11 protein-coding genes are annotated in these 9,955 nt (G+C 31.1%); 9 read left to right on the top strand and 2 right to left on the bottom strand.

Translation table 11 applies throughout. The features are described 5' to 3' along the window. From recG to AB2369_RS00875, 4 genes are all read left to right on the top strand, one after another. On the top strand, positions 1-1,422 hold a 1,422-nt coding region (recG, locus tag AB2369_RS00890; protein WP_367664581.1), incomplete at its 5' end, for an ATP-dependent DNA helicase RecG. A 75-nt stretch (positions 1,423-1,497) separates the two neighbouring features. Beyond that, the gene (rsmD, locus tag AB2369_RS00885; RefSeq protein WP_367664580.1) at positions 1,498-2,055 is read left to right on the top strand and encodes a 16S rRNA (guanine(966)-N(2))-methyltransferase RsmD; all 558 of its coding nucleotides are present in this window, start codon (positions 1,498-1,500) and stop codon (positions 2,053-2,055) included. 2 nt (positions 2,056-2,057) lie between these two features. Beyond that, the gene (gene coaD / locus AB2369_RS00880; RefSeq protein ID WP_367664579.1) at positions 2,058-2,537 is read left to right on the top strand and encodes a pantetheine-phosphate adenylyltransferase; all 480 of its coding nucleotides are present in this window, start codon (positions 2,058-2,060) and stop codon (positions 2,535-2,537) included. 12 nt (positions 2,538-2,549) lie between these two features. Next, entirely contained in the window at positions 2,550-3,074 is a 525-nt protein-coding gene (locus AB2369_RS00875) for an ATPase (protein WP_367664578.1), read from the top strand. Here AB2369_RS00875 and ylbJ read toward each other — a convergent pair. Further along, entirely contained in the window at positions 3,057-4,214 is a 1,158-nt protein-coding gene (gene ylbJ, locus AB2369_RS00870) for a sporulation integral membrane protein YlbJ (RefSeq protein WP_367664577.1), read from the bottom strand. The two genes, AB2369_RS00875 and ylbJ, sit on opposite strands and share 18 nt — an antisense overlap. A 116-nt stretch (positions 4,215-4,330) precedes the next feature. Then, on the bottom strand, positions 4,331-5,548 hold the full coding sequence (locus AB2369_RS00865; RefSeq protein ID WP_367664576.1) for a nucleotidyltransferase: 1,218 nt from the start codon (positions 5,546-5,548) through the stop codon (positions 4,331-4,333). A 208-nt stretch (positions 5,549-5,756) separates the two neighbouring features. Between AB2369_RS00865 and pta the strand changes: the two genes are divergently transcribed. From pta to plsX, 5 genes are all read left to right on the top strand, one after another. After that, the gene (gene pta, locus AB2369_RS00860; RefSeq protein ID WP_367664575.1) at positions 5,757-6,758 is read left to right on the top strand and encodes a phosphate acetyltransferase; all 1,002 of its coding nucleotides are present in this window, start codon (positions 5,757-5,759) and stop codon (positions 6,756-6,758) included. A 72-nt stretch (positions 6,759-6,830) separates the two neighbouring features. Next, positions 6,831-8,024 carry an acetate/propionate family kinase gene (locus tag AB2369_RS00855; RefSeq protein WP_367664574.1) on the top strand — a complete coding sequence of 398 codons (1,194 nt, stop codon included), beginning with the start codon at positions 6,831-6,833 and terminating at the stop codon, positions 8,022-8,024. Positions 8,025-8,157: 133 nt separating this feature from the next. Beyond that, positions 8,158-8,655 (top strand): DUF177 domain-containing protein, encoded by a 498-nt coding sequence (locus tag AB2369_RS00850; RefSeq protein ID WP_367664573.1) that lies wholly within the window; start codon positions 8,158-8,160, stop codon positions 8,653-8,655. 12 nt (positions 8,656-8,667) lie between these two features. Then, positions 8,668-8,850, top strand: a complete 183-nt coding sequence (gene rpmF / locus AB2369_RS00845; protein ID WP_367664572.1) for a 50S ribosomal protein L32 — start codon at positions 8,668-8,670, stop codon at positions 8,848-8,850. A 58-nt stretch (positions 8,851-8,908) separates the two neighbouring features. Further along, entirely contained in the window at positions 8,909-9,898 is a 990-nt protein-coding gene (plsX, locus tag AB2369_RS00840; protein ID WP_367664571.1) for a phosphate acyltransferase PlsX, read from the top strand. Positions 9,899-9,955 lie beyond the last annotated feature (57 nt).

Genomic DNA, 9,955 nt, shown 5'->3' with positions numbered 1-9,955 from the left:
GCTAAGGAGAGATTAAAGTTTCAAGAGCTATTTACCTATTCTGTAAAGATACTAATGCTTAAAAAGCATATAAAGGGAAATAGAAGGGGTATAGAATTTAAAATTTCTGAGGAGTTAGTTTTATTAAAGGAGAAGTTACCTTTTTCATTAACAAAGGCTCAAAGCAGAGTAATGAGGGAAATACTTATAGATGAAAAAAAGAGTAGCCCTATGAATAGATTGGTTCAAGGAGATGTAGGTAGTGGAAAGACTATAATAGCCATAATAGCTATCTTTAATGTAATAAAAAATGGTTATCAAGGGGTGTTTATGGCTCCTACTGAAATATTAGCAAATCAACATTATTTAGAGATTATTAAGGTTTTAAATGGATTTAATGTAGAAGTAGAACTTTTAACTGGAAGTACTAAGGGGAAAGAAAAACTTAGAATTAAAGAAAGAATAAAAAATGGTGATCCTATAATAGTAGTAGGGACTCACGCCTTAATAGAGGATGATGTAGAATTTAAAAAACTAGGTATGATAATAACAGATGAACAGCATAGATTTGGTGTTCACCAAAGAAGTAGGCTTATGAATAAGAATGAAGAAGCTGATGTTTTAGTTATGACAGCAACTCCTATACCTAGAACCTTATCCTTATATCTTTATAGTGATTTAGATATATCCATAATAGATGAATTACCTCCAGGAAGACAAAAGATAGATACAGTTTTTTATAATGAGGAAAATAGAAATCTTGGATATGAACTTGCTTTAGAGGAAATTAAAAAAGGAAGACAGGTTTATATAGTTTGCCCTTTAATTGAAGAAAATGAAGACTTAAAAATTAAGTCTGTAGAAGAAACCTACGAATATCTAGTAGAAGGACTTCTTAAAGGAATATCTATTGAAATTCTTCATGGCAGAATGAAGCCTAAGGAAAAAGATGAAATAATGAAAAGATTTAAGGATGGAGAAACAAAGGTATTAATATCAACTACGGTTATTGAGGTTGGGGTAAATGTACCCAATGCTAGTGTTATGATAATTGAGAATGCAGAGAGATTTGGTCTTTCTCAGCTCCATCAGTTAAGAGGAAGAGTGGGGCGTGGAGAGTACAAATCTTATTGTATATTAATTGCTAAAGCTAATAACAATGTAACTAAAAAGAGAATGCAAATAATGACTATGAGCAGCGATGGTTTTTATATTGCAGAACAGGACCTTAAAATAAGAGGGGGAGGAGAACTTTTTGGATTTAGACAACATGGAGATAATGGTCTTATATTAAGTGATTTTGTAGAGGATATAGATATACTAAAAGCTGCAAATAAGGATGCTAAACTTGTAGTAGAAAGTGATAATATGGAGAATCTAAATGTATGCAAAGAGATAATGAACTCCCTAGAAAATACAACAAAATACATATGTTTTAACTAATAGGGCTAAAATTATTTTGTAGACTATCTTTACTTATGATAAAATGATATAAAGCAGACTAAAGGAGGACAAAAAATGAGAATAATTGCAGGTCGTGCTAGGGGAAGAAAAATTTTGGCACCAGAGACTATGGAAACAAGACCTACATTAGATAGGGTTAAAGAAAATATTTTCAACATAATACAACATTATGTTATAGATTCCGTTGCTCTAGATGTTTTTGCAGGAACAGGAAGCTTAGGTTTAGAAGCAGTTAGTAGAGGGGCAAAAGAATGTTATTTAATTGACAAGAGTCCAGTTACTTTTCCTCTTTTAAAAAAGAATGTGGAGAACTTGAAATTTCAAGATGAATGCACTTGTCTCAATATGAATTCCTATGATGCTCTTAAAAGATTCATAGAAAATAAAAAAGTTTTTGATTTGATTTTTATAGATCCTCCTTATTTAAAGGACATGATTCCAAAGGCTATAGAAATGATAACTGAAGGAAGTATATTAGATCCTAATGGGTTAATTGTGACTAAAATTGATTCTGTTGAGGACATTTATGAAGGAAATGATAAGATCCAATTAACTGATAAGAGAATATATGGAAATACCACGGTATGTTTTTATAAGTATAAGGAGGATTAATAATGAAAAGGGCTGTTTACCCTGGAAGCTTTGATCCAGTAACTAATGGACATCTAGATATAATAAAAAGATCATCAAGGATTTTTGATGAGGTAATAGTAGTGGTTCTGGTTAATGTGGATAAAAAAGGACTTTTTAACATTGAAGAAAGGGTAGAACTTATTAAAAGAGCTACAAAGAGCTACAAAAATGTTAGGGTCGAAAGCTATAATGGATTACTTATAGAATTTATGAAAGAGAGAGATGTTAAAGTCATAATAAAGGGACTAAGGGCAGTGTCAGATTTTGAATATGAGTTCCAAATGGCTTTAATGAATAATAAGCTGGATTCAACAGTTGAAACACTTTTTATGATGACCAATGCAAAATACTCTTATTTAAGTTCATCCTCTGTGAGGCAGGTAGCAAAATTCGGAGGGTGTATTAAAGGACTAGTACCAGAAGATATAATAGAAGATGTAATGAGGAAGATAAAAGAATAGGGGGAGAGCTATATGGAGGTTATAGAATTAATTGACTATCTTCATGAATTAATAGATACAGCTCCTAAGGTTCCCATATCTGGTAAGGTAGTTTTAGATAAGAAGGAACTATTAAGCATATTAGATGATATAGTTTCTTATCTTCCAGATGAGCTTAAAAAGGCTCAATGGGTTCTGGGGGAAAAGGATAGAATGCTTTCAGAGGCAAAACATCAATATGATTCCATGATGAGAGAATGTCAAGAAATAAGAAGAAGGCAAATAGAAGAGCATGATATAACAAAGGAAGCAGAGATAAGAGCTCAGGATATAATAAATAAATCTCAAAGAGAAGCAAAAGAAATGATGATTGGGTCAAGAGATTATGCTGATGAAGTTCTTTGCACCTTAGATAAGGAAATAGAGGAAAAGGGACGAATGCTTTTAGAAAGCATGAAAAAAGATATGGACGGTTATTTGACATCCATATCTAAGGACATGATAAATTCAACAAAAATAATAAGAGAAAACATAAAAGAGTTAAGAAACATTAAATAATTTTCTTATTTTTAAAATAAACATAGGGATTATAAAAAGTATTATTAATGGTATAAAAGATATATAAATACTTTGATTAAAGTTAGAATTAAAAGTACTTATATCTAAGGGAATAAAAGTAAATATAACGTAGGTTATAAAAAAACTTACTACGCCCTGTATGAATTTTTTTAGGATGTATCTAGTGATGGATACATCCTTTATCTTATATATAAAGGAATGAACCTGACAAATGATAGATAATCCACTAAAGCTACATAAAAAACTTATAAAAGATAGTTTTAAATTTATAGGAAGTGAACTTTCAGCTAAGATATAGGATCCATTAGTTATTTCAAAAATTCCAAGAACAACACCAGATATAGCATCTTTAGGTAAAAAGAATAATATTTTTGATAAGTAGTTTACTATATTATAGAAGCCATTAGAGTTTTTAATTATAGCTACTAATATAGAGAATATTACAACATAAGTACCAACTGATAGGGCAGTTTTTAGTGAGTTATCCAAAGCCTCTTTAAAGATAGAGCCAAAGTTAGGGTTTGTAAATTTTGTGGTTTTCTCAAGAGAGGGTTCTTTATTTAAGGGACCTATATAAGCCATAATGAAGCATGAGAGATAATTAGCTATAAGTAAATAGAAACCGACCCTTGGAAGCTTAAGCATAGATGAGCTTACAGCTCCTATTATAAAAAGAGGATTAGTACTACTAGCTATGTTTAAAAGTCTTTTAAATGTATCTTTATTAATAAGTTTTTCTTCATAGAGGTGACAACTATATTTTGCACCTAAAGGATATCCACAAAGGAAGTTTATTACAAGGGTTAAACTACATTGACTTGGAAGTTTTAGGGGTTTACAAATAAGTGGACCAAGAGTTTTAGAGTAAATAGAAACGCCGCCATAGAGTATTAAAAGCTCTGTTATAACTAAAAATGGAAATAAAGTTGGGAAAAGATTGTTAAAAAATAGTTTAGCTCCATTTTTAGAGGATTCTATTATAAGGTTAGGATTTAGAATAAAATATATGGTTATTAAGGTTAATAAAAAAGTAGCTATATAATTTATTCTATTATTCTTAAAAAGAATGAACATAAGAATGAATATTCCTATAATAGAAGTATAAAATAAGTATATCAAAGAAACCTCCAAATAATTGATTCATAAAAATTATATTACTATAATTTTAGAATATTCATAAATTAGAAAAACAGCTTTTAAATTATATTAATTTTAATATAATTTAAAAGCTGTTACTATTTCAATATAAATGGAGGAGTTAAAAAGTCAGAATTTTCCTCAATGGTATTACATAAGAGACTATAAGCTCTAGTTCCCAGAAGATCTAACTGTAAAAATGGATTATTATCCTTTGGTACTCTACTTAAGATCTTTGTTTCACTATTTAATTTTATATTTTTTAGAATTTTAATGCCATTTTCATTAAAAGCAAGGGGACGTATATAATCTGGATAACTTTCCCTAAGAGATAAAATATCATAATTTTCAATACCAACAAAGTACTGACAGAGTATACGACTTATTCTTGTATAAGTATATCTCTTACTTTTAATTTTTAGAATTAATTCATTTAAAGAGGATGAATTAATTAGTTCTTTTAATATCTTATTGTCTAAACCCTCAGAAGCCTCAGGAATAAGAGAAAGATTATTCTTATTACACAAAAGTTTATATTTTATAAAGGGAAAAATTTTCTCTTCAAATACAAAATCATAATTATTATCCTTTAAGGTAGATAGAATATCATAGGAGGCCTTAGGCATATGGCTTTTTAAGGGATTTAAATCTTTATTATGCCTTAAATGGTCTCTTATAGATGTGGCGCTAGAGAATACTGGATTCAAAGAAGAATCATTATATCCTCCACCTATTCTTTCTATGGTTAAAGGTTTTATATTACTGTTTAATTTTATTAGACTTTTACAATATTCTATAGCAAGAATATTATTAGGGGAGGAAATAATATTATCTATGGTATTAGATGACATTGAATTTTCCTTTAAGTAATCTTTAAGGGCAAGATTTCTAGAGGTAGTAAAGGGTAACCCCTTATTTAAATAACCTTTAAGCAAGGACTTATATTTTAATGGTTCATTAGAAAGAATTTCTGAAATGAGGGTTATATTATTTATATCCCCCCACTCACTACCGAAGGATAAATAATCTATAGAATTTAATCCATTTAAAATTGATACAGCACCTTTAGCAAAAAACTCCGCTGAAGATAAGGAAAAGAGGGTTGGGAGTTCTAATACTAAATCTGCACCATTTAAAACAGCTATTTTAGCTCTATTCCATTTATCAATCATTGAAGGAATACCTCTTTGAGTGAAATTTCCACTCATTAAAACGATTAACTTAGAGTCCTCTGTTAAAGATTTAGTTTTTTTGATATGATATAGGTGACCACTATGAAAAGGGTTATATTCAGAAATTATAGCACTAATCTTCATAAAAATGCTCCTTTTATTTTAAATATATAATATTATACAGTATTTTTGGGAAAAATTAAATATAAGTAATTTTTCTCGGGAATTCAGAAAATTTACAAAATAAAGAATTTGGTATTTGCTAATATATTTATGATTTTTTGTTGAAAAGTATATGCTATTAAGAGTATATTATATATAGAAAGCCTTATTTTTGAAAGGAGTAGTGAACATGGACTTAATGAAAAAGATTTGGGAAGATGCTAAAAGTGATGTTAGAAGAATAGTTCTTCCAGAGGGTGATGAAGAAAGAACACTAAAGGCTTCTCAAGACATAAAAAAAGAAGGGCTTGCAGAAGTAATCTTAGTTGGTAATTTAGAGACTATAGAAGAGAAGGCTAAGAGTATCGGTGTTAACTTAGAAGGAATAGAGATAATAGATCCAGATAAATCATCAAAAACAGAAGAGTATGTTAATGCTTTTTATGAGCTTAGAAAAAATAAAGGTATGACAATAGAGAAGGCTAATAAAATAGTTAGAGATCCTCTTTACTATGGAACAATGATGGTTAAACTTGGGAATGCTGATGGAATGGTTTCAGGTGCTGTCCACACAACTGGAGATCTTTTAAGACCAGGACTTCAAATAATCAAGACTGCACCAGGAGTATCAGTAGTTTCAAGTTTCTTTATAATGCTTGTACCTAACTGTGAATATGGTGAAGAAGGAATGCTATTCTTCTCAGATTGTGCTGTTAATCCAAACCCAACTGCAGAGCAATTAGCATCTATTGCTATAGCTACAGCAGAGACAGCAAAGAATCTATGTAAAATAGATCCAAAGGTTGCAATGCTTTCTTTCTCAAGTATGGGAAGTGCTGATCATGAACTTGTAGAAAAAGTAAGACGTGCAACAGAGATAGCAAAAGAATTAAGACCAGATTTAGACATAGATGGAGAGCTTCAGTTAGATGCTGCTATAGTTGATAAGGTAGCTAAGCAAAAGGCGCCAAACAGTAAGGTTGCAGGTAAGGCTAATGTATTAATATTCCCTGATCTTCAAGCAGGAAATATAGGATATAAATTAGTTCAAAGATTTGCAAGAGCAGAAGCTATAGGACCTGTATGTCAAGGTTTTGCAAAACCAATAAATGACTTATCAAGAGGATGTAGTTCAGATGATATCGTAAATGTTGTAGCTTTAACTGCTGTTCAAGCTCAAGCTGATAAATAAAAAATTTTTTTAGAATGAATTTAGATATAAAATAAATAATAATATCTTTTATAAAAAGAGAGGAGAAACAATATGAAGGTTTTAGTTATTAACTGTGGAAGTTCTTCATTAAAGTATCAATTAATCGATATGAACAATGAAGAGGCATTAGCAGTAGGTTTAGTTGAGAGAATAGGAATAGAGGGTTCTATCCTTACTCAAAAGGTAGAAGGAAGAGATAAGTATATAATAGAGACTCCAATGAAGGATCACAAAGTTGCTATAGAGCTTGTTCTAAATGCTTTAGTTGATGAGAAAAATGGAGTTATAAAGAGCATGGATGAAATTTCATCAGTAGGACACAGAGTTGTTCACGGTGGAGAAAAATATGCTAAATCTGTACTTGTAACAGATGAGGTTATGAAAGAATTAGAAGAGTGTGCAAAACTTGCTCCACTTCATAACCCTCCAAACATAATAGGAATAAATGCATGTAAGGAACTTATGCCAAATACACCAATGTCAGTAGTATTTGATACAGCTTTCCATCAAACTATGCCAGAGAGATCATATATATATGCACTTCCATATGAATTATATGAAAATAATTCTATAAGAAAATATGGATTCCACGGAACTTCACATAAGTATGTTTCAAAGGTAGCAGCAGATGAGATGGGTAAGGATATAAAAGATCTTAAGATAATAACTTGTCATCTTGGAAATGGAGCAAGTGTTGCAGCAGTTAAGAATGGTGAGTGTGTAGATACATCTATGGGATTCACTCCTCTTGAAGGATTAGCAATGGGAACTAGATGTGGGGATATAGATCCTGCAATAGTTACTTTCTTAATGACAGAATTAAAAATGTCTGCTGATAAAGTAAATACATTATTAAATAAGGAATCAGGAGTACTTGGAGTTTCAGGAGTTTCTTCAGACTTTAGAGATATAGAAGGAGCAGCTGCAGAAGGAAATAAGAGAGCTCAGCTTGCTTTAGATATATTTACTTACAAGGTTAGACAATACATAGGATCTTATGCTGCATCTATGGGTGGAGTTGACTGTGTAGTGTTTACAGCAGGTCTTGGAGAGAATGCTATAGAGACAAGAGAAGATATATGTAAAGACTTAGAATTCTTAGGAATAGAAATAGATCCTGAGAAGAACAACGTACGTGGTAAGGTGAAAGAAGTAAGCAAGGATGGTTCAAAGGTTAAAGTCTTTGTAATACCAACAAACGAAGAGCTTATGATTGCAAGAGATACAGTAAGTTTAGTTAAATAAATTCCAAAATAAACTTGACTTTTAAATTTTAAGTTTATATAATAAATTGTGTTCATAGGGCATATTTTGTTATGCCCTATAGAATATAATCTATATAAGGCAGAAGCCAATAAGCTTTATATGGGGTGAAATTATGAAAATTAATGTTTCTGAATTAACAGGAAAAAGATTAAAGAAAAAATCCGTAGAGCTTTCTTTTAAAGGAGAAGATTTCATTCATGAGGGAGATAAAATTAAGTTTTTAGATCCTATTAATGCCTGTGGTGAAATTAATTCTGAGGATGATATAGTAAGTTTAGAATTTAAAATTAATACTAAACTGAGCCTTCCTTGTTCTAGGTGTTTAGAAGCTTTTATTTATCCTATAGACATGGAGATGAATGAAAAATTCTCAATATCAGACAGTGAAGATGAAGATGATATTATTCTTGAAGATGAGGTCTTAGACCTTCCAGAGATAATTAAGGGAAGTATAATTATGGCATTACCAATTAAAAAACTTTGCAGTGAGAATTGCAAAGGGTTCTGCCAGCAGTGTGGTGCCAATTTAAATTTAGGTAGTTGCTCTTGTGATAACCTAGATATTGACATAAGGCTGGCAAAGTTAAAAGACTTGTTTCCAAGTGATTAAGGAGGTGTAATAATGGGAAATCCAGCAAGAAAAACTTATAGAGCGAAGAGAGACTCAAGAAGAGCTCAAACTTTCAAGTTAAGTGTACCGGGAATAATAGAATGTCCACAATGCCACGAAATGAAACTTGCTCACAGAGTATGTAAGAGTTGTGGTTACTATAAGGGTAAAGAAGTTGTTGCATCTGAAAAATAAAGAAAGTCTTATGACTTTCTTTTCTTTGTATATAAAAGAATTTTAAGGGGCGTTGATTATGAAAATTGCAGTTGATGGATTTGGAGGAGATAATTCTCCAAGTGCTATAGTTGAGGGTTGTGTTCTTGCAATCAAGGAAATAGATGTTAATATAATAATCACAGGGAAAAAAGAGATTCTTTATGAGGAACTTAGGAAACATGACTATGATAAAAGTAAAATAGAAATCCATGATGCAGAAGAGGTAATTGACTGTAATGAAGAACCAGTTAAAGCTATAAGAAGAAAGAAAAATTCATCTCTTTATAAAGCTCTAAGCCTTGTTAAGGAAGGGGAAGCTCATGGGGTTATATCAGCAGGAAGTACGGGAGCCTTTATGGCTGGAGCGACTTTAGTTGTTGGGAGAATAAAAGGAATAGATAGACCAGCTCTTGCACCTGTTATGCCGGGTAAGAATGGTCCTTTTATGATAATAGATTGTGGTGCTAATGCTGAATGTAAGCCACCTTATTTAGTTCAATTTGCTAAAATGGGAAGTATATATATGGAAAGTATAATGAAGATAAATAAACCTTCAGTGGGGCTTATTAATATAGGAGCTGAAGAAGAAAAAGGAAATGATCTTACAAAGGCTTCCTACAAACTTTTAAAAGAGGCCACAGTGAATTTTATTGGTAATGTAGAACCTAGAGATATTCCCCTTGGGGATACTAAAGTCCTTGTTTGTGATGGATTTGTAGGAAATACAGTGCTTAAGATGTATGAGGGCGTAGCTGGAACTATATTTTCTGCATTAAAGGAAAATATGTTATCTTCAACAAGAGGAAAACTAGGGGCTTTAATGTTAAAGCCTATCTTTAAGAAATTTAAAAAGGACTTTGATTACAAAGAAGTGGGCGGTGCAGCATTTCTTGGAATAGATGGAATATGTATAAAAGCTCATGGAAGTTCAGATAGTAAGGCTATAAAGAATGCAATAAAGCAGGCTAAAATATTCCATGATAACCAGGTAATTAAGAAAATAAAAGAAAAAATAATTGAAGAATAAAGTTTATATATTTTCTTTGTTGACGACTTTGTAATTATGTAATATTATCTAGGTATA

This window comes from Clostridium sp., from assembly GCF_040797585.1.
GTDB lineage: Bacteria > Bacillota > Clostridia > Clostridiales > Clostridiaceae > Clostridium_Z.
Note: the sequence above shows the minus strand (reverse complement) of the source record. Positions and strands in the feature narration are given on the sequence as shown.

What these genes read in the sequence shown, in the direction of transcription:
- AB2369_RS00850 (WP_367664573.1), top strand. Translation starts at nt 8,158, where the DNA reads ATGAAAATTAATGTTTCTGAATTAACAGGAAAAAGATTAAAGAAAAAA.
- coaD (WP_367664579.1), top strand. Translation starts at nt 2,058, where the DNA reads ATGAAAAGGGCTGTTTACCCTGGAAGCTTTGATCCAGTAACTAATGGA.
- AB2369_RS00865 (WP_367664576.1), bottom strand. Translation starts at nt 5,548, where the DNA reads ATGAAGATTAGTGCTATAATTTCTGAATATAACCCTTTTCATAGTGGT.
- plsX (WP_367664571.1), top strand. Translation starts at nt 8,909, where the DNA reads ATGAAAATTGCAGTTGATGGATTTGGAGGAGATAATTCTCCAAGTGCT.
- rsmD (WP_367664580.1), top strand. Translation starts at nt 1,498, where the DNA reads ATGAGAATAATTGCAGGTCGTGCTAGGGGAAGAAAAATTTTGGCACCA.
- AB2369_RS00855 (WP_367664574.1), top strand. Translation starts at nt 6,831, where the DNA reads ATGAAGGTTTTAGTTATTAACTGTGGAAGTTCTTCATTAAAGTATCAA.
- AB2369_RS00875 (WP_367664578.1), top strand. Translation starts at nt 2,550, where the DNA reads ATGGAGGTTATAGAATTAATTGACTATCTTCATGAATTAATAGATACA.
- rpmF (WP_367664572.1), top strand. Translation starts at nt 8,668, where the DNA reads ATGGGAAATCCAGCAAGAAAAACTTATAGAGCGAAGAGAGACTCAAGA.
- pta (WP_367664575.1), top strand. Translation starts at nt 5,757, where the DNA reads ATGGACTTAATGAAAAAGATTTGGGAAGATGCTAAAAGTGATGTTAGA.